17 protein-coding genes, 5 tRNA genes and 2 pseudogenes are annotated in these 18,569 nt (G+C 69.5%); 7 read left to right on the top strand and 17 right to left on the bottom strand.

Going from position 1 to position 18,569, the window contains the following annotated elements; all coding sequences use genetic code 11:
* Positions 1 to 21 precede the first annotated feature (21 nt).
* Complete coding sequence (locus ACJ7VY_RS08200) at positions 22 to 1,077, bottom strand: NAD(P)-dependent alcohol dehydrogenase (protein WP_409476753.1); 1,056 nt, start codon at positions 1,075 to 1,077, stop codon at positions 22 to 24.
* A gap of 194 nt (positions 1,078 to 1,271) precedes the next feature.
* Positions 1,272 to 1,718 (bottom strand): annotated as a pseudogene (locus ACJ7VY_RS08195) (DUF6766 family protein); the annotation flags it as partial.
* 208 nt (positions 1,719 to 1,926) lie between these two features.
* Between ACJ7VY_RS08195 and ACJ7VY_RS08190 the strand changes: the two are divergent.
* A complete protein-coding gene (locus tag ACJ7VY_RS08190) occupies positions 1,927 to 2,106 on the top strand; it encodes a hypothetical protein (RefSeq protein ID WP_409476752.1) in 180 nt (59 codons plus the stop codon).
* A gap of 66 nt (positions 2,107 to 2,172) precedes the next feature.
* Here ACJ7VY_RS08190 and ACJ7VY_RS08185 read toward each other — a convergent pair whose 3' ends face one another.
* The 3 genes from ACJ7VY_RS08185 to ACJ7VY_RS08175 form a co-directional block, all read right to left on the bottom strand.
* Positions 2,173 to 3,180 carry a magnesium transporter CorA family protein gene (locus ACJ7VY_RS08185; RefSeq protein ID WP_409476751.1) on the bottom strand — a complete coding sequence of 336 codons (1,008 nt, stop codon included), beginning with the start codon at positions 3,178 to 3,180 and terminating at the stop codon, positions 2,173 to 2,175.
* 2 nt (positions 3,181 to 3,182) lie between these two features.
* On the bottom strand, positions 3,183 to 3,785 hold the full coding sequence (locus tag ACJ7VY_RS08180) for a hypothetical protein (protein ID WP_409476750.1): 603 nt from the start codon (positions 3,783 to 3,785) through the stop codon (positions 3,183 to 3,185).
* A 138-nt stretch (positions 3,786 to 3,923) separates the two neighbouring features.
* Positions 3,924 to 4,175: a hypothetical protein gene (locus tag ACJ7VY_RS08175; protein ID WP_161615100.1), complete on the bottom strand. Its 252-nt coding sequence runs from the start codon at positions 4,173 to 4,175 to the stop codon at positions 3,924 to 3,926.
* Positions 4,176 to 4,464: 289 nt separating this feature from the next.
* Here ACJ7VY_RS08175 and ACJ7VY_RS08170 point away from each other — a divergent pair, with 289 nt between their 5' ends.
* The gene (locus ACJ7VY_RS08170; RefSeq protein ID WP_312346690.1) at positions 4,465 to 4,812 is read left to right on the top strand and encodes a BON domain-containing protein; all 348 of its coding nucleotides are present in this window, start codon (positions 4,465 to 4,467) and stop codon (positions 4,810 to 4,812) included.
* 178 nt (positions 4,813 to 4,990) lie between these two features.
* Here the strand turns inward: ACJ7VY_RS08170 and ligD are convergent, their stop codons facing one another.
* The 8 genes and pseudogenes from ligD to ACJ7VY_RS08130 form a co-directional block, all read right to left on the bottom strand.
* Positions 4,991 to 7,513, bottom strand: a complete 2,523-nt coding sequence (ligD, locus tag ACJ7VY_RS08165; protein ID WP_409476749.1) for a DNA ligase D — start codon at positions 7,511 to 7,513, stop codon at positions 4,991 to 4,993.
* On the bottom strand, positions 7,510 to 8,118 hold the full coding sequence (locus ACJ7VY_RS08160; protein WP_409476748.1) for a hypothetical protein: 609 nt from the start codon (positions 8,116 to 8,118) through the stop codon (positions 7,510 to 7,512). Before ACJ7VY_RS08160 ends, ligD begins: the two co-directional genes overlap by 4 nt.
* Positions 8,119 to 8,168: 50 nt before the next feature.
* Positions 8,169 to 9,068 carry a Ku protein gene (locus tag ACJ7VY_RS08155; RefSeq protein WP_409476747.1) on the bottom strand — a complete coding sequence of 300 codons (900 nt, stop codon included), beginning with the start codon at positions 9,066 to 9,068 and terminating at the stop codon, positions 8,169 to 8,171.
* Between the two features lie 79 nt (positions 9,069 to 9,147).
* Positions 9,148 to 9,723, bottom strand: a complete 576-nt coding sequence (locus ACJ7VY_RS08150; protein ID WP_409476746.1) for an isochorismatase family cysteine hydrolase — start codon at positions 9,721 to 9,723, stop codon at positions 9,148 to 9,150.
* A 16-nt stretch (positions 9,724 to 9,739) separates the two neighbouring features.
* Positions 9,740 to 10,786, bottom strand: a complete 1,047-nt coding sequence (locus ACJ7VY_RS08145) for an SDR family oxidoreductase (RefSeq protein ID WP_409476745.1) — start codon at positions 10,784 to 10,786, stop codon at positions 9,740 to 9,742.
* Between the two features lie 40 nt (positions 10,787 to 10,826).
* The gene (locus ACJ7VY_RS08140; protein ID WP_240212742.1) at positions 10,827 to 11,039 is read right to left on the bottom strand and encodes a hypothetical protein; all 213 of its coding nucleotides are present in this window, start codon (positions 11,037 to 11,039) and stop codon (positions 10,827 to 10,829) included.
* Positions 11,040 to 11,162: 123 nt separating this feature from the next.
* Positions 11,163 to 12,211: pseudogene (locus ACJ7VY_RS08135) on the bottom strand (DNA topoisomerase IB).
* A gap of 1,142 nt (positions 12,212 to 13,353) precedes the next feature.
* A complete protein-coding gene (locus tag ACJ7VY_RS08130; RefSeq protein ID WP_104938759.1) occupies positions 13,354 to 13,716 on the bottom strand; it encodes a hypothetical protein in 363 nt (120 codons plus the stop codon).
* A 228-nt stretch (positions 13,717 to 13,944) separates the two neighbouring features.
* Here ACJ7VY_RS08130 and ACJ7VY_RS08125 point away from each other — a divergent pair.
* The 4 genes from ACJ7VY_RS08125 to ACJ7VY_RS08110 all read left to right on the top strand — a co-directional run bounded on the left by ACJ7VY_RS08125 (position 13,945) and on the right by ACJ7VY_RS08110 (position 14,487).
* Positions 13,945 to 14,020, top strand: a tRNA-Ala gene (locus ACJ7VY_RS08125).
* A 52-nt stretch (positions 14,021 to 14,072) separates the two neighbouring features.
* Positions 14,073 to 14,148: transfer RNA gene (locus tag ACJ7VY_RS08120), tRNA-Glu, on the top strand.
* 140 nt (positions 14,149 to 14,288) lie between these two features.
* A tRNA-Ala gene (locus tag ACJ7VY_RS08115) sits at positions 14,289 to 14,364 on the top strand.
* Between the two features lie 47 nt (positions 14,365 to 14,411).
* Positions 14,412 to 14,487 (top strand) — tRNA-Glu (locus tag ACJ7VY_RS08110).
* A gap of 82 nt (positions 14,488 to 14,569) precedes the next feature.
* On the opposite strand, the gene ACJ7VY_RS08105 is transcribed toward ACJ7VY_RS08110, so the two are convergent.
* Positions 14,570 to 14,938 (bottom strand): response regulator, encoded by a 369-nt coding sequence (locus tag ACJ7VY_RS08105; RefSeq protein WP_409476744.1) that lies wholly within the window; start codon positions 14,936 to 14,938, stop codon positions 14,570 to 14,572.
* A gap of 120 nt (positions 14,939 to 15,058) precedes the next feature.
* Here ACJ7VY_RS08105 and ACJ7VY_RS08100 point away from each other — a divergent pair.
* A tRNA-Leu gene (locus tag ACJ7VY_RS08100) sits at positions 15,059 to 15,145 on the top strand.
* 116 nt (positions 15,146 to 15,261) lie between these two features.
* On the opposite strand, the gene ACJ7VY_RS08095 is transcribed toward ACJ7VY_RS08100, so the two are convergent.
* From ACJ7VY_RS08095 to ACJ7VY_RS08085, 3 genes are all read right to left on the bottom strand, one after another.
* Positions 15,262 to 17,619, bottom strand: a complete 2,358-nt coding sequence (locus ACJ7VY_RS08095; RefSeq protein ID WP_409476743.1) for a Tex family protein — start codon at positions 17,617 to 17,619, stop codon at positions 15,262 to 15,264.
* A gap of 114 nt (positions 17,620 to 17,733) precedes the next feature.
* Positions 17,734 to 17,949 (bottom strand): hypothetical protein, encoded by a 216-nt coding sequence (locus tag ACJ7VY_RS08090; protein ID WP_104938758.1) that lies wholly within the window; start codon positions 17,947 to 17,949, stop codon positions 17,734 to 17,736.
* A 129-nt stretch (positions 17,950 to 18,078) separates the two neighbouring features.
* Positions 18,079 to 18,564, bottom strand: coding sequence for a hypothetical protein (locus tag ACJ7VY_RS08085; RefSeq protein ID WP_161615111.1), 486 nt, complete (start codon positions 18,562 to 18,564; stop codon positions 18,079 to 18,081).
* Positions 18,565 to 18,569: the final 5 nt, after the last annotated feature.

Here is an 18,569-nt window from a genome sequence, read left to right as displayed (position 1 = left end):
GCACCCCGGGTTCCCCCGGCTTCAGTCGGCCAGGGTGGCGTTATCGATGACGAAACGGTACTTCACGTCGCCAGCCAGCATGCGCTCGTAAGCGTCGTTGATCTGCCCGGCGGAGATCAGCTCGATATCGGCGACGATGCCGTGCTCGGCGCAGAAATCGAGCATTTCCTGGGTCTCGGGAATGCCGCCGATCATCGAGCCGGCCAGGGTGCGGCGCTGGGTGATCAGGTTGAACACGTTCGGCGACGGGTGCGGCGTGGCCGGCGCACCGACCAGCACCATGGCGCCGTCGCGACGCAGCAGCGCCAGGAAGGCGTCGAGGTCGTGCGGTGCGGCCACGGTGTTGACGATCAGGTCGAAGCTGCCGGCATGGGCCGCCATTGCCGCGCGGTCGCGCGAGACCACTACTTCGTCGGCGCCCAGTGCCAGTGCCGCCTCGCGCTTGGATTCGGACGTGGTGAAGGCGACCACCCGCGCGCCCAGCGCGTGGGCCAGCTTGATGCCCATGTGGCCCAGGCCACCGATGCCGACCACGCCGACCTTGCGCCCGGGGCCGGCATGCCAGTGGCGCAGCGGCGACCAGGTGGTGATGCCGGCGCATAGCAGCGGCGCCACCGCGGCCAGCTGTGCCTCGGGGTGGCGGATGCGCAGCACGTAGCGCTGGTGGACCACGATGCGCTGCGAGTAGCCGCCCAGCGTCCAGCCCGGGGCGTCGGCGGTCTTGCCGTTGTAGGTGCCGACCATGCCGTGGCAGTAGTTTTCCAGCCCTTCGGCGCAGTCGTCACAGTGGCGGCAGCTGTCGACGATGCAGCCCACGCCGACCAGATCGCCCGGCGCGAAGCCGGTCACCTCGGCGCCGACCGCCGAGACGCGGCCGACGATTTCATGCCCGGGCACGCAGGGGAAGTGGGTGCCCTGCCACTCGGCGCGCACCTGGTGCAGGTCGGAGTGGCAGATGCCGCAATAGGCGATCTCGATCTGCACGTCGTGCGCGCCAGGCGCGCGGCGGGTGATGTCCAGCGGCTCCAGGGGGCGGTCGCCGGCGTGGGCGCCATAGGCTTTGACGGTCTGGTTCATATCGACAGCATCCGGTGGAAGGTGATGCATTCTGCACCGTCTGGATGCCGATGATCAGCCGGGCGGCGCCCTCGCGCACCATTGAATTTTCCAATCGATCCGGCGCGTCACGCTGGCATCGTGTACGCCGCCGGCACGACGGGATGCGGGCGTGCCGGACGGCGCATCCGCCCATCGCGCGACCAGTTCGCGTGCCGCCCGCTTCCATGGGAATGGCCTGCATACGTCAACAGGAACAGCGCCAGGTCAGCCAACGACAGCGAATTGGCGTACAGCGTTTTCCATACACCGCCCCTGCGCACCGGCCACGGCGGGGTGCCGGGCGCGATGTCTTGCACCTCGGCGGCCGGCTCCAGCTTGCGCGACTCGGCCGAACCACGCTGACGCAGCCCGACGGTCAGCAGCATATACATGCCCATCTGCAGGAACTCGCTTTCCCAGTTCTCGAACGTGGCCGACAGGAAGTGGCCGCTGTGCAGGTAGTGGGCCAGCGTCACCGGGGCTGCACCCTGGTCGGCGCGTTCGTCATTGAATGCGCGCAACCCGGTCCATACCTGCCCGGCCAGCGAGACGGCAAACAAGGCCAGCAGCACCAGCGAGAGTCCGTTGCGGTAGATGAAGGATGTCTGCTTGCTTGTCATGGGTGTTCCTCCCTTCGGTGCGGGCAGCACGTTGGTCGGCGCCAGCGAACGTCGACGTCAACGATCGCCCTGCCACGCGCCCGGCCGGCTCACATCGATGAACATCCGGCCAGCGCCATGCATCACCCATGCAGCCGCTTCACGCCGGCAGCAAACCACCCCGACAACAATCGGCGCTCCAGCACATCTCCCCAGCGAGGGCCATGCGATGAACCGAGACCGGAAAGACCCGCCCGATCCGGGCGAAGACCGCGACTGCACCGAAACCCAGCAGGAGCGCCGCGAACGCAAACGGCACGAGAGCGACAACCACGACGAGGCGCTGGAAGAGACGTTCCCGGCCAGCGATCCGGTGTCCCCGTTCGTACCGGCCAAGACCCCGGAGTGAACGCCGCCGTGGCGGGTGCGGCGCTACTGCGCCGCCCTGCCCCGCGTGGCCACGGTGTCACTTCTGCTAGAACCAGTGCTGGCGGCGGCCGAGCGCAAACGCGCCCAGCGCCATCGCCAGCAGCCCGGCGATCACCCCATAGAAGCCGGCGTCGCCGCTGTCGAACAGGCCTGCGCCGAAGTTCATGCCGAGCGCGCCGACGATGGTCGCCATCAACCCGGTCACCACGGTGACGAAGGTCAGCACCCGCATCGCCTCGTTGGTGCGCAACGCGGTCTGGTTGCTGAACAGTTCGAAACTCCCCAGTACCTGGTCGCGCGCATTCTCGACCATGTCCAGGGCGCGTTCGAAGCGCATGTTCAGGGCGATGAAGTGGCGGTCCGCCTCGCGTCCTTCGTCCGGGCGGAAATCCGGGCGCGACATGGCACCGAACACGACCCGGTGCGGCGCCAGCATGCGCCGCAGGCGCGACGCCCAGCGGCGCAGACGCTGCAGTTCCTTGAGCGCATCGCATGCGCCCTTGCCCAGGATGCTGACCTCGAGCCGCTCGATCGCCAGTTCGTGTTCGTCGATGGCCTTGAAGTAGCTGCCCAGCAGCCGGTCGAGCACGGTGGCCACGAAGCTCTCCGCGCCCAGCACGCCGACCCTGCCGGGCTGCTGCACGCGCATGTCCTGCAGGAACGCGACCTGCTCGCGGCGGAAGGTGATCACCCGGTCGGCGCCCGCCACGCACACCAGCACCACGCCGTTGATCCGGTCCTTGTCGCCGCCGCCGGCAACCACCGCGCGCACCCAGAAGAACGCCTCGCTCTGCCCGACCTCCGGCACGGTGCCGCCGTCCAGGAAAAGACGCGCGGCGGGCGGCAACTGCCACGACGCCCACACCGCGTCGATGTCCGCGTCGGACGGGTCGCACAGGTCCACCCACGCCAGGGTGTCGCGCGCCGGCTGGCAGGCGCCCAGCGCGCACCGGCTGACCACCTGCGACTGGCCACGGGCGTCGAACAAGCGGCAGAAGAACGCGGCCCCGATGCCGGTCGCGTCCTCCGCCGCGCCGTCGTTGCCGGCTTCCATCGTTACAGGTAGTCCTGCCGGGCCTTTTCCGCGCGCGCCGCGCCGATGGCGGTCTGCACGTCCTTCTGCTCTTCCGGCGGCGGCAGCACCGCGGGCATGCCCAGGCGTTGGATCCACAGCTCCCGCGCCCATCCGCGGGTGTGGTACAGGTGATGGTCCTCCTGGGTCTCCACCGCGGCATGCGCCTGCGCCAGCACCTCGGCATGCGGCCCGCCCTGCTCTGCGACCTGGCCGATCAACTCCCAGTTCATGTGGTCCTTGGTCTCGGCCAGCACCACGCATTCGGCCGCGACCAGCTCGGCGTCGGCCGGCTTGGCGTTGGCCATGGCCATCTCGATCGCCGCCACCAGCGATGCACCCTGGTGGGCCACCACCTCACGGCTAGGGCTGGACATCTCGGTATCCAGGCCCATCGCCTCGAACACGCGGGTCAGGATCCGCTCGTGGTTGCGCGTCTCCTCGAGGTAGCCCTCCCACTCGTGCTTCAGGTCCTTGTTGCAGGCCGCGCGGATCGCCGCGCCGTACACCTGGATGCCACCGCGTTCGGTTTCCAGTGCCTGCAGCAGCAGTTCGCGGACATGCGCGGCGTTGGGCTTCGAGGTCATGGACAGTGCTCCTGGTGGGATGAGGGTCCACCGGTATAGGCAGGCAATCGAAACGAGCGCGTGATCGGGTGTGAAGCGCACGTATCGGCGCGTGGCCGGCGCGGCAGGCCTCCCGCGCGGGGAGGCCTGCCGCGCACATCAGCCGACCACCAGGGACCAGGGAATCTCCGAGCCAGTGAACTTGTAGCGGAATCCTTCGCAGTCGACCTGCCGGGCAAGGTTGCCCTGGTCGTCCGCCAGCGTGCTGACCTCGATCAGTGTGTTGGCGGCCGCAGGCGCGCTCCTGATGGGAATGCCCATGGTCTTGATGTCGGCCAGCTCCGTGGCGATGCGCCTGACCGGGCGACGCTCTTGTCCCGGTCCCACCAGATAGAGTTGAACACCTTTCACAGCAAGATTTCCTCATGGTTATTCCCGCCCCGGCATGCCTGCTTTAGCGCGCGCGGGGTGAAGCCGTTGCCTGCATCATGCGGACGCGGCGTGAAACCATGAAGTGGATCACGCCGATGCCGGTGCCTGCGCCCGCAGCGCGCATGGCTCGGGTGCAGCGCGGCGCCGCATCACGTACCGCGCGCGGTGATCGCCGTGTACGTGGTCGTCACCGGCCTGCTGCACGCTCTTAATTCCCGGCCGGCGAGGATGACCCCCGGAGCACTTCCGCTCCGCGTGGAGAATCGACATGGACACCAGCAAGATGAAGCATCTCCTGCTCCTGGGCATCGTCGCGACCGCCTGCGCGGGTGCCCTCGCCACCGGCCCTGCCAGCGCACAGGCGCACGGCACCCAGGGGCATGAGTCGGCGCAGCCCGGCAGCGACACCTGGATCACCACCAAGGTCAAGGCGGACCTGCTCGCCAGCAAGGACATCCCCGGCATGGCGATCAAGGTGGAGACCGTCAACGGCGTGGTGTCGTTGAGCGGCGACGTCGACAGCCAGGCCGAGGCGGACAAGGCCGTGGCCGTCGCCAAGGGCATCAAGGGCGTGAGCCGCGTGGATAACCGGCTGATGGTCCGCGGCGCCAGGTAACCGCACCGGGCGGCCGCTCGGCCCACGGGGCAGGCGGCCGCCTTTGCGCGCTGCAGGGTGGCCCGCGCGCCCGCGCCGCAGGCCGCCTGCAACCAATGCGGTTGGCGGCCTTGCCCATGTGATCGACGCACGGGCGACGCCCGGCATGGCATGCGCGGGATACCCGGCGCCCGCCGGCTCAGCGCCTGCGACCGCGCGGGCTGCGCCCGGCCAGCTGTGCGGTGACCTGGCCCAGGTCCTGGTGGATGCGCTCGATGTCGCCCCACGGGTGACCTTTCAACCGCTTCATCCGGCGTGGCGCCGACACGATGTCGTAGGCGTCGCCACGCCGCACCCTGGACAATTCCTCCCAGCGCAGCGGCATCGCCACCGGTGCACCGGGCCGGGCACGCAACGAGAACGAGGCGATGCTGGTCGCGCCACGGCCGTTGCGCAGGTAGTCGACGAATATGCGGTCCTTGCGCACGCGCTTGCTGGCCGTGGCCACGTAGGCCAGCGGGTCGGACGCGGCCATGGATTCGGCGAACGCGCGCGCGAACGCCTTCACCCGCGGCCACGGACAGGCCGGTCGCAGCGGTACCACCACGTGCAATCCCTTGCCGCCGGAGGTGCGGACGAAGGATGCCAGGCCGAGCTCGTCCAGGCGGTCGCGCACCCAGCGTGCCGCGGCCACCACCCGTGTCCAGGCCACGCCCGCGCCCGGGTCGAGATCGAACACGATACGGTCGGCGCTGTCCGGGGTTTCGGCGTGCGCGCCCCACGGGTGGAACTCGAGTGCGTTGAACTGCACCAGTTCCAGCAGCGCGGCGCCGTCGCGCACCACGATGTAATCGGCGCGGGTGCCGTCCTCCTCCTCGATCGCAACCGCATCGACATGCTCCATGCCGGCCGGCAGGTGTTTCTGGAAGAAGCACGGGCGCGCGATGCCATGCGGGCAACGGACCACGGACAACGGCCGGCCGGCGATCTCCGGCAGCAGCCAAGGCAGCATCGCGTCGTAGTACGCATATACGTCCTGCTTGCGGATGCCCGCATCCGGGTACACGACCCGGGTCGGACTGCTCAGCACCACCGCGGCGGCGCTGGCGCGGGGGGCGGATGGGGCGGGCGTATGCGGCACGGGGACCTCCGGTGGCGGGGCCGACCCGGCCGCGCGCAGGTCGGCGACCGTCTTGTCGGCACGAATGGCCTTGAACGACGCCTGCCGCAGCAGGCCCAGGTTGCCGGTGCCGTGGTGGAACACCTCGACCACCATGGCCGGCTTCACCCACTGCACCTGCCCCAGGCCGGTGACCGCCACGCCGGTCGCCACCGTGGGCGTATCGCGGGCCAGCGGCCGCAGGCGCCGTACCAGGTCGGCGAGCGTGTGCTGGTCGAAACCGCTGCCGACGCGCCCGGCATAACGCCAGCCGCGGCGTCCCTGCGGTGCCGCCAGCAGCAGTGCGCCCAGGCCGCTGCGGCTGCCGTTGGGCGCGGTGTAACCCACTACCGCGAACTCGTCCGAAGCGCGCTGCTTGATCTTGCGCCAGTCGTCGCCCCGGCCGCCGCGGTACGGTGCCGCGGCCCGCTTGGAGATGATGCCTTCCAGCCCGCGTTCCACCGCCATGGCCAGGGCGCGCTCGCCGTCCCCGCTCACGTGCGAGCTGTACACCAGCGGCGGCTCCGGCTGCCCCAGGAGCGCGGCCAGGACGCTCTTGCGCGCCTCCTGGCGGCAACCGCACAGGTCGACGTCGCCCAGCTGCAGGATGTCGAACAGTACATAGGACAGCGGTGCGGCGCGTTGGCCTGACAAGGTGGCCTGCAGCAGGCCGAAGTCCTGCTGGCGGCCTGCGCCGGCGACCAGCTCGCCATCCAGCACCGCCTCGACGCCGAGTGCCTGCAGCGCCTGCACGATCGCCGGCAGGCGTGCGGTCCATTCCAGCGCGTTGCGCGACCACAGGCGCACCTTGCCGCCGCCGAGCTGGGCGAGCAACCGGTAGCCGTCCCATTTCGCCTCGTGCAGCCAGCCCTCGCCGGCCGGAACCGCCGTTGCCAGCGTGGCCAGCTGCGGCGCATGGAACGCCGGCGCGCGGCGGGTGCGGCGGGCGCCGGGCAGCGTCGCGACGCTGTCGAGCAGGCGCCGGATCCGCGCGGTCGCCGCGGCCGGCCGCCGCCGCTTGCCCGCGGCGTGCTGCGCCGCCGGCGCGGGCTGGTCCAGCAGGTCGTCGGCTTCCTGCTTCGCGGCGTAGCGGTCGCGCGCCTTGAACAGCAGCCATTGCGGCTTGCGCCCGCGGCCACCGGAGCGCACCAGGTGCCAGCCGCCCTTCAGCTTGCCGCCGAACAGTTCGAAACGCAGGTGGCCCTTGGCCAGCTGTTCTTCCGGGTCACCCTCGCTGCTCCACACGCCGTGGTCGAAAATGGCGACATGGCCGGCGCCATACTGCCCTGCGGGGATGTCGCCCTCGAACCGCGCGTAATCAAGCGGGTGGTCCTCCACCTCGGCCGCCAGCCGTTTCACCGTGGGATCGAGGCTGGGTCCCTTGGGCACCGCCCAGCTGCGCAGCACAGGGCCCACCTGCAGGCGGAAATCGTAATGGCGGTGGCTGGCGTGGTGCAGCTGCACCACGAAGATCGGCTGCGCGGCCGGTGCGCGGCGGACCTTGGCGGATGGCTCCGGGGTGCGTTCGAACTGCCGTTTGCGGCGGTACTCGTGCAGGCTCATGCGTGCTCCTGGACCGGGCAGGCGGGCGCTGCCACCAGGCGGTTGCGTGCATGCCATGCGCGCAGGCCGGGAACATCGTCGTCCGGCGGCCGCGCATCCAGCAGCACCTGCGCATCCATCGCATCGCGCAGCTGCCGCAGTGGCGTGCTGCCGTCGGCGGCCGGCCAGTCCCCGGCAGGACCGAAGCGGTCGAGCAGCGCCTGCACGTCGTGGTGCCACCGCTCATGTGCCTGGATCAGGCGCTGACGCACCCAGCCACGCAGTGGAGCGTGCGCCACGAATCCCCGCGCCACCTGCCCGTCGCGCCAGGCGGCGAGCAGCGCGCCCGCTCCACGCAGCCATTCGGTATGGCCGCCGGCACGCGCCGGCACCAGCAGCGGCGGCGGCGCGGCATGGGCGCGCAACTGCCGCTTCAACGCGGTCTCCCAACCCCGCGCCTCGGCTTCGCTGCCCGCCTCCAGCAGCCAGCCTGCATCGAGGTCGAAGAACTCGAAGTAACGCGACGAGAACGCCTGCATCCGCGTCATCGGGTCACCGGCGATGCCCAGCTTCACGTGGTCCTCGTTGGCGCAGGGCAGCACGTAGAGGCAGGTGTGGCCCCGCATGCTGCGGCCCATGCTGCCCACGGGAACGATGCGTCGACCGCCGGCCATCGTCAGGACGCGCCCGTGCGCCGCGTGCTCTTGCGGGGCTTCTTCGCCGACGTCTTGCGTGCGGCGGTCTTCCTGGCCGGCGCACGTTTGCCGGCGGGCGTGCGCTTGTTCTCGTCCAGGCTCTTCTGCAGCAGGGCCATGAAGTCGACCACGTTGGTGGCGGCGTCCTCCGGCTCGGCATGCTCGTCGACGATCCGGGTGGTGGCACCCTTGGCTTTCAGGCGCTTGCGGATGATGGCCTCGAGCCGGCCGCGGAACTCGTCCTGGTAATCGTCCGCGCGCCAGGCCACCGACATCGACTCGATCAGGCTGGCGGCCATCTCCGCTTCTCGCCTGGAAATGCGGTAGTCGGCGGGCTTGCCCTCCGGCAGCCGGTACTCGGCAGGGTCCACCAGCTCCTGCGGGTAGCGCAGCATCAGCAGCAGCAGCGCATCGCCCTCGGGCACCACCGCGCACAGGTACTCGCGGGTGCGGATGACCACCCGCGCGATGCCGACCCGGCCGGTGTCGCGCAGGGTCTCGCGCAGCAGCACGTAGCCCTTCTCCGCCTTTTTCCCGGGCACGATCACATAGGGCTTTTCGTAGAAGCGCAGGCTGATCTCGCCGCGCTCGACAAACGCTTCGACGTCGATGGAATCATGGGTCTGCGGCGCGGCCGAGGCGATGTCCTCCTTGTCCACCACCACATAGCTGCCCTTGTCGTACTCGAAGGCCTTCACGATGTCCTTCCACGGCACTTCCTCGCCGGTCTCGGCATTGACCCGCTCGAAGCGGATCGGCTTGCGGTCGCGCGAATCAAGCATGCGGAAGCTGATGTCCACTCGGCGTTCGCCGCTCATCAGCGACACCGGGACATTCAGCAGGCCGAAAGACAGGGTTCCCGTCCAGATCGGACGCGCCATGGCGTGCCTCCCGTGGTGAATTGCCGGCAACGCTCGCCAATCACGGCTAAAGCAGGCGTGAAGAACCGCCCCGGCGCGTTCACGGCTGCGCCGGGAACACCCCGCGCACGTCGCGCGAGCGCACCACCGGCACCAGCAGCGACTGCGCGACCAGCGCCAGCGCATCGCGTTTGCGCCGCGGGCTGATGGCGGCCACGCAGTCGGCCGGCACCCACAGCCCGAACTCGTGCATCTTGGCGTCCTGCGCGGTCGCCAGGATGCACGAATCGGCGGCCACCCCGGTCAACACCAGCCGCCGCACGCCCAACTTGTGCAGCAGGATCGCCAGTGGCGTGGCGTGGAACGCCGAATGCTTCGGCTTGAGCACGTGATAATCATGCCGGCGCGGTGACAACCGCCTCACCGTGGCCGCGGCATCGCCGCCGGCCGCGAGGCAGGCGTCCACCAGGTCGCTGAACTGGCCCTGCCAGCGGGCGAAGTTGTCGTTGACGTGGATCACCGGCTGCGCCGCCGCGTCGAAGCGCTGGCGCAGGCGCGCGATGGGGGCGCAGATCGCCACTGCCCGCGCACCGAGCGCGTCGCCTCCCTCGAAGTCGAACAGGTTGACCATGTCCAGGATGATCAACGCGGTCGCGTTTGCCTTGCGCGATGCCATGCCCGCGGTGCCGGACTCAACCCCGGGGGCCGCCCATCACCGGCAGGATCACGCCGCTGATGTAACTGGCGCTGACCGGCGAGGCCAGGAACACATACGCCGGTGACAGCTCCTCCGGCTGCGCCGGCCGGCCCATGTCGCTGTCGTTGCCGAACGTGGCCACGTCCGCAGCCGCCTTGTCCGCCGGGTTCAACGGCGTCCACACCGGCCCCGGCGCGACGCAGTTGACGCGGATGCCGCGGGGCAACAGCTGCGCCGCCAAGGACAGGGTGAAGGCATGGATCGCGCCCTTGGTGGCCGCATAGTCGACCAGCGACGGACTGCCGAACAGGGCCGTCTCCGAGCCGGTGTTGATGATGCTGGCACCCTGGCCGAGATGCGGCAGCACCGCCCGCGCCATGTGCACATAACCGGCGATGTTGGTCTGCAGGGTTTCCTGCAGGTGCGCGTCCTGTAGGTCCTCAAGGCGATGGCAATGCAGCTGGAAGGCCGCGTTGTTGACCAGGATGTCGATGCCGCCCAGCGCCTCACGCACCTGCCGTGCCGCCTGGTCGCAGAAGACCGGGTCGCGTACGTCGCCGCTGATGGCGAGGCAGCGCCTGCCCTCCGCCTCCACCGCCGCCCGAGTCACCTGCGCATCCTCATGCTCGTCCAGATACAGAATCGCCACGTCGGCCCCTTCGCGCGCGAACAGGACGGCCACCGCGCGACCGATGCCGGAGTCGCCGCCGGTCACCAGGGCACGCATGCCCTGCAGCTTGCCGCTGCCACGGTAGTCCGGCGCCTGGTAGCGCGGCGGGAGCTGCAGTTCATACTCGTTGCCCGGCTTGTCCAGATGCTGCGCCGGCATCTTTGCCGGCTGCCGCCGCGCGCCGGCCTGTACACCGCCGCGCTTGGCTTCGGGCTTCTTCGTCTTGCGCCCGCCGGCCTGGGCCTGCAGGTCGCGCTGGCGCTCGGCGGTGCGTTCCGCCTGCCGTCCCGCCGCCTGGCCACGGGACGTTGCGCCAGGCGTGGTGGCACGCGGCGGCGCCTTCCTGGATGTCGTCTTTCTGCTGGTTGCCATCGGTCATGCCTCCGCGCGGGTCTGCGTGCCGGTCATCGCCTCACCCCCGCGCATGGCGTGCGCAGTGCTCGCAGCAGTACACCACGCCGCCGCGCTCAGCGCCGTGGCCGATGACCGCACACTGGCAGTGCGCGCAACGGGGGGCCATGGCGTGGATCGCGCATTCGAAGGAATCGAAGGTGCCGGTTACCGCGCCCTGGGTGACCGTGAAGCTGTTCCGGTATGCATTGCCGCAGACATCGCAGGTTGCCATGACGGACTCCTTGCTCGTGGTTGCCGGGTGATGCACGGATTGTTGGATGCCCCCATGCGGGTCAACCGTGAAAGAACGTGGACGCGATGTGCACGGCGCCGCAGCAGCGGCCATGGCGTGCGGTCAGCGGTGGCAGGAACGCAACAGCCGCAGCGCCGCCGCTTCCATCTGGCGGATGCCGCGCAGCGCCACCAGCGGCTGCAGCCGTCCGGCGCGCCAGGCGTCGAACACACACGGGTCGATGTACGACCTGCGGCATACCGCCGGGGTGTTGCCGAGCATGGCGGCCACCGCGCCGATGACCTCGTTCTGCAGCGCCTGGCACCGGGCCGGACTGGCGTCATCGGGCACCGGCAACCGTGCCAGCGCCATCAACGCGGTCAGCGTCGCGCCCCAGGTGCGGAAATCCTTGGCACTGAAATCGTCGCCGGCGGCCTGCCGCAGGTAGTGGTTGACGTCGCCCGAATCGATGGGCCGCACCTGCCCGTCGTCATCCTGGTACTGGAACAGCATTTTCCCGGGCAGGTCGTGGCAGCGCCGGATCAACGCCACCAACCGGGGATCGTCTATGTGCAGCACCTGCAGGCGGCCGGACTTTCCAGCGAACCGTATCTGCGCGGCGCGCTTGCCCGGCAGGCTCACGTGCCGCGCGCGCAGGGTGGTCAGGCCGTAGGAATGATTGCTGCGGGCATACGCCGCGTTGCCTACCCGCGCATAGGTGCGGCCCATGACCGAAATAACCAGCGCCAGGACCTTGTCGCGCGGCATGCCGGGTAGCGCCAGGTGCCGGCGCACCTGCCTGCGCAATGCCGGCAATGCCTTTCCGAAGGCCAGGATGCGGTCGAACTTGTCGGTGCCGCGCTGCCGCATCCAGTCCGGGTGATAGCGGTACTGCTTGCGGCCCCGCGCGTCGCGGCCGGTCGCCTGCAGGTGCCCCTCCGGGCTGGCACAGATCCAGACGTCGGTATATGCCGGCGGGACCGCCAGCTGGCGTATCCGCCGCAGCACCGCGGGATCCCGTACGGGCCTGCCATCCGCGTCGACGTAGCGGAAGCCCTTGCCCACGCGCAACCGGGCGATGCCCGGCTGCCGGTCGTGGACGTGGCGCAGCCCTGCCTCAGCCATCGCCGCGCCGGACCATCGGCGGACGCCGCGACACCGCTCCCGGCCAACGCGGCTGCCGCATGCCGATCACCACGGCGGGATGACGAGCACCAGCACCAGCGCCAGCACGACGGCGCCTATGAGCAACATCCAGTGGCTTCGTTTCATTGTTGGATCACCTCGACATGACATTGGTCAACGGATACGGGGCTCGCGCCGGCGACAGCGCGACGCACGGCCTTCGGCGTTCGGCGGCACGCGATGTGGATGTGCCCGCCTCCGGGAATCGGACAGACCTGCGACAGACCCGGCGCGCTGCACACCGCTGCGCGCGGCCTCCGCAGTACCGGCGTGCGCCGTCGAAGCCGCAGGCGTGGTGCGCGACGCCGGCGTTGCGCCAAGGTCTGCCACACGCACGTCGCAGGCACCGGGCGCTGCATGCACCGTTGACCACACCCGATGCCGGCGGCGGCACCGCCATTGCGGCAGCGTGGCCGGGCGCGGGTGCAGCTCGCCGGCAACCGTGGCTGGGTACCCACGTCGACCACGCAATGATGGCGCCGGCAGGCAGGCGGCAAGCCACGCGGATCTGCGGCCAATGGCGCAGTACGGTGATCCACACTCCATCGTGACGCGTACGCTGCTCAATACGCCGCCACGGTACTGGACCAGATCGACTGCGCCATGATCGCCGCAAGCGCGCCGAGCGACATGTAGACAACGGCTGAAAAGCTGCGCGAGAGCAAGCGCTTCATCACCCTTCTCCTGCGGTACGGCGGGAGCACTGTCATAGCGCCCGCGACGTGACCGGCGCGGGAAGATCGGTGCAGGTGCCGTGAATGCTCCGCTTGACCACCGCTGCCAGCATCCAGTCCATGGCATTCCCGCCACGAAACACCGGCGCCCAACCTGGCGTGGCGGCGCCACGCGGGCGGTGGTTGCGCCCGCCACGGCACGCATGGCGTCGTTTGCGCGGAACGCACCCGCGCTGCGCCTGTGCACACGACTGAGCGCCCCTTTCACGGGCCGCGGCCTGCCCCACATCCGGCGCGGGCCGCATGCCACGCCGCCCGCGCCTTCCCCCCGCCGCCGGCATCGTGGCGCCCTGGCTCTCCCCTGCGCTTCCTGCCGGGGCGCGCGCACCGCCACGTGCAGGCGCCTGCAGGCAGCACCGGTGGCCGGGCTGCAGTACCGGCCTTGCCAGGCGGACCTACCAGCAGGCCTCGTGGACCTTGTTGTCCCATTCACTGGAAAGCGCGAACCCACGCTTCAGCCCGGCTTTGCGGAAGGCCGCTTCCCGCTGCCGCCTGGCTTTGGCGCATGCGCTCTCCACCGCGCGGGCGTTGCGCCGCGCCGGAGCCAGGCGGCGCGATCGCGGCTCGCCCCTCGCCGCTGGCGGCACCACCACGGATGGCGCTGCCGGCGGCAGGCGCAGGACGGTCCATGCCTTGGCAGGCGGTCCTGCGCACGGCAACGACTGGTACGACACCTGGCCGTCGTCGAGACACTTGAACACCTGCATCGGCACTGCCCGGGGTGGCCCGGCCGCCGCCAGCAGGAACAGGATGCCCATGGGGATTCCAAGGGTCGCCATCGCCGACTCCGTTCAGCCATTTCCGGGGCCATGGTGAGGCAGGCAACGCGGCGGAAACATCGCCTTCCGGCCTCGCCTCGCGTCGCCGCGATACCCGGTTCGAGGTCAGGCAACCCGCCGATGCGCGCATGCAATTTTTTTTTACAAATGGCTTGCTCGGCCCGAAAAGCCGGGCTATCATTTCGTTCTCGGCAACAACGCAACAACGGGGCCATAGCTCAGCTGGGAGAGCGCCTGCATGGCATGCAGGAGGTCAGCGGTTCGATCCCGCTTGGCTCCACCAAATCCGGACATTAGGCCGTTCGGAAGCCGAAACAATTTGATGAAGTTTACGCGTCCCCATCGTCTAGAGGCCTAGGACATCACCCTTTCACGGTGGCGACCGGGGTTCGAATCCCCGTGGGGACGCCATTCATCGAAAAACAAAGACCCAGGCAGTCACAGGGTCTTTTTTGTTGGAGTCATTGCCCTGCCCAACAGGCAATAAGGAAGAAAAAGCTTCCACTCCAACGAAGAGTCCGGTAGTATTCCGCGCTCGAAAATTTGGATACGGGGCCATAGCTCAGCTGGGAGAGCGCCTGCATGGCATGCAGGAGGTCAGCGGTTCGATCCCGCTTGGCTCCACCAAATCCGGACATTAGGCCGTCCGGGTTGAATGAAAACGAAGCATACGCGTCCCCATCGTCTAGAGGCCTAGGACATCACCCTTTCACGGTGGCGACCGGGGTTCGAATCCCCGTGGGGACGCCAATTCAAGGAAGCTCTGCCCAGGCAGGGCTTTTTTGTTGCCTCGGGAAAAGACGTGCGCGCCGCTGCCGGCCTGCCGGGCGGCTCACTGCGGTCGCACGGCCCTGTGCAGGGCCTGACGCAGGTCGCTTCCGGCATAGGGCTTGATCAGCTTCACGCCCGCATCGAATATCCGCGGCAACCGTGCCGCATCCATGCCGGTGGCGACCAGAAAGGGAATGCCGCGCGCCGCGAGCACCTCGGCAACCGGCGTACTGTCCTCGTCGTCTGCCAGGCAGAAATCGAGGAACGCCACCTGCGGCTGCAGTGCGTCGATCATGGCCAGCGCCGATTGCACGGTCGCGGCCACGCCGACCACGCGCATGCCCTCGCGCTCGAGCTGCAGTTGCAGCAGGGTCGCGTTCAAATCGTCGTTCTCCACGATCATCACACGCATGGAGTGCAGCGGATCCATCGCCATCCCTTGGTCTCGGATGCGGGAAGTATAGCCAGCGCCACCCGCGCCCACTTTGCGAAAACAGCCGCCCGGACCTGCCCAACCCGAAGGCCCTCCGTTATACTTGCGCCCCTGCCAGCCGAAGTGGCGGAATCGGTAGACGCAGCGGACTCAAAATCCGCCGCCCTTAAAAGCGTGTGGGTTCGAGTCCCACCTTCGGCACCAGCACAGCAAAAAGCCAGGCAGCGATGCCTGGCTTTTTTGCGTTCCTGGCCCTGGCGCGGGTGCATGGCGGAAGGCCGGGCGACAGGCCCTCCGCCATGAGCGCGATCAGCGCCGCATCAACCGCGACGCGCGCGCGCGAACGCCTCGGCCAATGCGTTGTTGGCCGGAGGCGCGGCACTGCCGGGACGCGCGCCCCGCGCGGGCGCACCACGCCCCCCCTCGCGGCGCCCGGCCGTGCCCTGCCCCGCCCCCTGGTCCGCGCCCCTGTCCGGGCGCCGGGCCGGGCCCGGGCTGTCGTCCAGGCGCCGGGTCAATGCGATGCGCTTGCGGGCGACATCGACCTCCAGCACCTTCACCTTGACGATATCGCCGGCCTTGACCACGTCGCGCGGATCCTTGACGAAAGTGTCCGACAGCGCGGAGATGTGGATCAGCCCGTCCTGGTGCACGCCGATGTCGACGAACGCGCCGAAGGCGGCCACGTTGCTGACCACGCCCTCCAGCACCATGCCCTCGCGCAGGTCCTTGATGTCTTCCACGCCGTCGGCGAAACGCGCCGCCTTGAACTCGGGGCGCGGGTCGCGGCCGGGCTTCTCCAGTTCCTTCAGGATGTCGCGCACGGTCGGCACGCCGAAGGTCTCGTCGGTGAACTGCTCGGCCTTGAGCCCGCGCAGGAAGCTGCCGTCGCCGAGCAGCGCCTTGATCGGCCGCTGCGCCGCGGCGACGATGCGCTCGACCACCGGGTAGGCCTCGGGATGCACGGCCGAGGCGTCCAGCGGCTCGTCGCCATCGGCGATGCGCAGGAAGCCGGCGCACTGTTCGAAGGTCTTGTCGCCCAGGCGCGGCACCTTCAGCAGGTCGCGACGGCGCCGGAACGGGCCGTTCTCGTCGCGATGGCGGACGATGTTCTCGGCCACCGTCGACGACAACCCCGACACCCGCGACAACAGCGCGGCCGAGGCGGTGTTGACGAACACGCCCACGGCGTTGACGCAGTCCTCGACGCGCGCGTCCAGCGCCCGGGCCAGGCGGAACTGGTCCACGTCATGCTGGTACTGGCCGACGCCGATCGCCTTGGGCTCGATCTTGACCAGTTCGGCCAGCGGATCCTGCAGCCGCCGCGCGATCGACACCGCGCCGCGCAGCGACACGTCGAGATCGGGAAACTCGCGCGCGGCGAACTCGGAGGCCGAGTACACCGAAGCGCCGGCCTCGCTGACCACCACCTTCTGCAGCTTCGGGTTGTCGCAGGCCTTGATGACCTCGCCGGCGAGCTTGTCGGTCTCGCGGCTGGCGGTACCGTTGCCGATGGCGATCAGCTCGACGTTGTACTTGGCGCACAGGTGGCGGAGCGTCTGCAGCGACTGCTCCCACTGGCGCCGGGGTTCGTGCGGATAGATGGTTTCGGTGGCGAGCAGCTTGCCGGTGGCGTCGACCACGGCGACCTTGCAGCCGGTGCGGATGCCCGGGTCCAGCCCCAGCACGGTTTTCGGGCCGGCCGGCGCGGCCAGCAGCAGGTCCTTGAGGTTGTCGCCGAATACGGCGATGGCCTCGGCCTCGGCCTTTTCGCGGGCCTGGTTGAACAGGTCCAGCAACAGGTGCATGTGCAGCTTGGCGCGCCAGGTCAGGCGGCACGCATCCAGCAGCCAGCGGTCCGCGGCACGGCCCTGGTCGGCGACGCCGGCACTGCGCGCCACCCGGCCCTCGGCGTACTGGTGGCCGGCGTCGGCGTCGCTGCCCGGGTCCAGTTCCAGGAACAGGATTTCCTCGCGGCGCGCGCGGAACAGCGCCAGCAGCCGGTGCGAGGGAATCTTCGCCAACGGTTCGGCATGCTCGAAGTAATCGCGGTACTTGGCGCCTTCGGTTTCCTTGCCTTCGGCGACGCGGGCGCGGATCACCCCGACCTCGCCCAGCCACTGCCGCAGCTCACCCACCAGTGCCGCGTCCTCGCCCCAGCGCTCCATCAGGATCGCGCGGGCGCCTTCCAGCGCGGCCTTGGCATCGGCCACGCCCTTTCCGGCATCCACGAAGCCGGCGGCAAAGGCCTGGGGATCGCGGGTCGGGTCGGCGAGCAGGCCGTCGGCCAGCGGTTCCAGCCCGGCCTCGCGGGCGATCTGCGCGCGGGTGCGGCGCTTGGGCTTGTACGGCAGGTACAGGTCCTCCAGCCGCGACTTGGTGTCGGCGGCCAGGATCTCGTTGCGCAGTTCGTCGCTCAGCTTGCCCTGTTCCGCGATGCTGGCCAGCACCGCGGCGCGGCGGTCTTCCAGCTCGCGCAGGTAGGTCAGGCGCACTTCCAGGTTGCGCAGCTGGGTGTCGTCCAGGCCGCCGGTGACTTCCTTGCGGTAGCGGGCGATGAACGGAACGCTGGCACCTTCGTCGAGCAGCGCGATGGCGGCCTTGGCCTGCGCGGGCTGGGCGCCGATCTCGTCGGCGATGGTCTGCGCGATCTGCTGCGCGAGCTTGCTGTCTTGCATGGATTCCAGGGGGCTACCGCTACTGGGGAAGCCCGCATTCTGGCAGCGCGTCCCGGGAGGGGAAAGCCATTGACAGCCCGGCCCGGGATTGCTTCGCGGCGCGGCGACCGGCGGCTAGCCGAGGTGCCGGCTCAGGCGCTGGAACGCGATATCGTCGCGCAGGCTTTCCAGCACCATCACCCGCATGCGGCCTCGGCCGCTGACGTCCATCACCCGTTCCACGTAGATCTCGGGGCCTGCCTCGGTATCCCTGCGGGTCTTGCTGAAGCCATAGGGCACCACGCCCTTCTCGCCATCCTTGCTGCCACCGATATAAAGAACGACTGCCATGGTGACCGGTACTCCTGTTGCGTCTGTAACGGGCCCACTCTAGGTGGGCGGGCGTTACCAGGATGTACAAAAAAAGTTGATGCGCCATGACGCGCCGGTTGCATGCCGAAGACAGGCGCCGGCCACCGCTCATCGCAGGCGCGGCCACCAGCCGCGCCCCTGCAGCGCATAGCGGTCGGCGGCGCGTTCGAACGGGTTGCGCACGCTGACCCCGCCGCAGGCCAGGTAGACCGGCAGGAACAGCGGCCCCAGCACCATGTACTGGAACACATGCGCGCGCTCATGGTCGCCGAGCCGCACCGGCGGATGTAGGCAGCGGCCCGCGCGGTGTTCGTAGGTCGCGCAGGCCACGTCCAGGCTGTCGCCGGTGTGCAGGATCACCATGCCCAGCGTGATCGCGCCGCCCGGGCCCCACGGCCAGCGGTGGAATACCAGCGCGCAGTCGCGGCGGTTCCAGCGCGGCCGCGCTCCGGCCGGCATGCCTGCCAGTCCCGCCACCAGCCCGAACAGGGTGTTGGGCGCCGTCCACAGCGCGCCCAGCGCGCATGCCAGGCGCAGGGCCCATGCCGCCACGCGCCCGTGCCTGCCCGCGGCCGCGCCGCCTGGAAGATGCATTGGAA

Origin of the sequence: Stenotrophomonas sp. Y-13 (assembly GCF_046267925.1) — a bacterium.
GTDB lineage: Bacteria > Pseudomonadota > Gammaproteobacteria > Xanthomonadales > Xanthomonadaceae > Stenotrophomonas > Stenotrophomonas acidaminiphila_A.
This window is presented reverse-complemented; position numbering and strand designations above follow the sequence as displayed.

Excerpts from the sequence above, each read along its gene's own strand:
- ACJ7VY_RS08190 (WP_409476752.1), top strand. The coding sequence starts at position 1,927 with ATGAACCGAGACCGGAAAGACCCGCCCGATCCGGGCGAAGACCGCGAC.
- ACJ7VY_RS08170 (WP_312346690.1), top strand. The coding sequence starts at position 4,465 with ATGGACACCAGCAAGATGAAGCATCTCCTGCTCCTGGGCATCGTCGCG.
- ACJ7VY_RS08085 (WP_161615111.1), bottom strand. The coding sequence starts at position 18,564 with ATGCATCTTCCAGGCGGCGCGGCCGCGGGCAGGCACGGGCGCGTGGCG.
- ACJ7VY_RS08090 (WP_104938758.1), bottom strand. The coding sequence starts at position 17,949 with ATGGCAGTCGTTCTTTATATCGGTGGCAGCAAGGATGGCGAGAAGGGC.
- ACJ7VY_RS08155 (WP_409476747.1), bottom strand. The coding sequence starts at position 9,068 with ATGGCGCGTCCGATCTGGACGGGAACCCTGTCTTTCGGCCTGCTGAAT.
- ligD (WP_409476749.1), bottom strand. The coding sequence starts at position 7,513 with ATGAGCCTGCACGAGTACCGCCGCAAACGGCAGTTCGAACGCACCCCG.
- ACJ7VY_RS08185 (WP_409476751.1), bottom strand. The coding sequence starts at position 3,180 with ATGGAAGCCGGCAACGACGGCGCGGCGGAGGACGCGACCGGCATCGGG.
- ACJ7VY_RS08145 (WP_409476745.1), bottom strand. The coding sequence starts at position 10,786 with ATGGCAACCAGCAGAAAGACGACATCCAGGAAGGCGCCGCCGCGTGCC.
- ACJ7VY_RS08140 (WP_240212742.1), bottom strand. The coding sequence starts at position 11,039 with ATGGCAACCTGCGATGTCTGCGGCAATGCATACCGGAACAGCTTCACG.
- ACJ7VY_RS08180 (WP_409476750.1), bottom strand. The coding sequence starts at position 3,785 with ATGACCTCGAAGCCCAACGCCGCGCATGTCCGCGAACTGCTGCTGCAG.
- ACJ7VY_RS08150 (WP_409476746.1), bottom strand. The coding sequence starts at position 9,723 with ATGGCATCGCGCAAGGCAAACGCGACCGCGTTGATCATCCTGGACATG.
- ACJ7VY_RS08095 (WP_409476743.1), bottom strand. The coding sequence starts at position 17,619 with ATGCAAGACAGCAAGCTCGCGCAGCAGATCGCGCAGACCATCGCCGAC.
- ACJ7VY_RS08200 (WP_409476753.1), bottom strand. The coding sequence starts at position 1,077 with ATGAACCAGACCGTCAAAGCCTATGGCGCCCACGCCGGCGACCGCCCC.
- ACJ7VY_RS08105 (WP_409476744.1), bottom strand. The coding sequence starts at position 14,938 with ATGGATCCGCTGCACTCCATGCGTGTGATGATCGTGGAGAACGACGAT.
- ACJ7VY_RS08160 (WP_409476748.1), bottom strand. The coding sequence starts at position 8,118 with ATGCGGGGCCACACCTGCCTCTACGTGCTGCCCTGCGCCAACGAGGAC.
- ACJ7VY_RS08130 (WP_104938759.1), bottom strand. The coding sequence starts at position 13,716 with ATGGGCATCCTGTTCCTGCTGGCGGCGGCCGGGCCACCCCGGGCAGTG.